Raw genomic sequence first — 1,267 nt, 5'->3', positions numbered from 1 at the left:
TAGAGGTGGTCCTGGAAATTCGACCAGTTTGCCGCCGTGGTAAGCTATAGCATTGATTTCATTTCAGGCGGCAACCTTCAGGTCCGGAGATCGCCTATCATAGGCCTCGTCCGGCGTCATGATCCCATGTGATGAGTGTGGGCGTCTTTCGTTGTAGTAGCTGATCCAATCACGAATCCCGTCCCGGGCTTCGGAACCGGTTTCGAAGGCGTTCAGATAGACGCATTCGTATTTGAGGGATCGCCAGAGCCGCTCGATCATCCGATTGTCCGTTGCGCGGCAGTCGTTTGCCTGCAAACGATGAGAGCGGATCCAGCGGCCACGACCGTCCATCGAGATTTTGATCTTCGCATCGCGCAGCACGTCGGTGAAATCGGTGCTGGTGAATTGCGAACCTTGATCGGTGTTGAATATCTCCGGGGTGCCGTATCCGGCCAACGCTTCTTTCAAAGCCTCGACGCAGAATCCCGCGTCCATGCTGTTCGACAGCCGCCAACTCAGCACCTTCCGGCTGTGCCAGTCCATGATGGCAACGAGGTAGAGAAACCCGCGGCGCATTGGAATGTAGCTGATGTCAGCACACCAGACCTGGTTGGTGATGGGTAAGTCCCTCAGAAGATACGGATATATCTTGTGCTCCGGGTGCTTCTTGCTGGTCTTCGGTTCTTGGTAGATCGGCACCAACCGCATGAGCTTCATCAGCCGCCGCACACGATGTCGCCCACATCTGTGGCCCTCCCGCTGCATGTGGCGGGCCATTTGTCGAGACCCATACCACGGCGTCTCCAGGAACTGCTGGTCGATGATTTCCATGAACTTCAGGTTCTCGGCGCTTTCCCCGCGCGGCTGGTAGTAGAGGGTCGAACGTGCCAGTGACAGCAGGCTGCATTGCCGCCGGAGGCTGAGATCAGGATGGTCTTTCTTCACCGCTTTTTGCCTCCAGTGCCGAGGACGAGACTGGAGGCTTCCGACAAAAAATCCCGTTCCACGACCAGCTGCCCGATTTTGGCGTGCAGCTTTTCGACCTCTGCCGTCGATATCGTCGGCTCGGCGGTCGACTGGCCGCTGAAGGCCTGTGCCATGTTCTTGATCGCTGTCCGTTTCCAACCGCTGATCATCGTCGGATGGATGTCATACTTCTTGGCAAGCTCGGCCGTCGTCAGCTCCTCGCGGATGGCTTCCAAAGCCACCTTCGCCTTGAACTCTGCCGAATAGCGTTTCCGTTTGGTCATTTCTGTGCGTTCTTCCTCAGGCGCTACAGCTTAAC

At 56.8% G+C, this 1,267-nt stretch carries 1 protein-coding gene; it reads right to left on the bottom strand.

Annotated elements, in window-relative coordinates:
• Positions 1-63 precede the first annotated feature (63 nt).
• Positions 64-1,232 (bottom strand): IS3 family transposase gene (locus ACGYLA_RS19535; protein ID WP_394434639.1). Its coding sequence is split into 2 segments (ribosomal slippage): positions 64-968 and positions 968-1,232, totalling 1,170 coding nucleotides; the frame shifts between segments, so codons are not numbered across the junction.
• Positions 1,233-1,267 lie beyond the last annotated feature (35 nt).

The organism is Sulfitobacter sp. 1A13679, assembly GCF_043557115.1.
GTDB classification, from domain to species: Bacteria; Pseudomonadota; Alphaproteobacteria; order Rhodobacterales; family Rhodobacteraceae; genus Sulfitobacter; species Sulfitobacter faviae.
The sequence above is the reverse complement of the archived record's forward strand: the minus strand, read 5'-3'. Positions and strand labels throughout refer to the sequence as shown.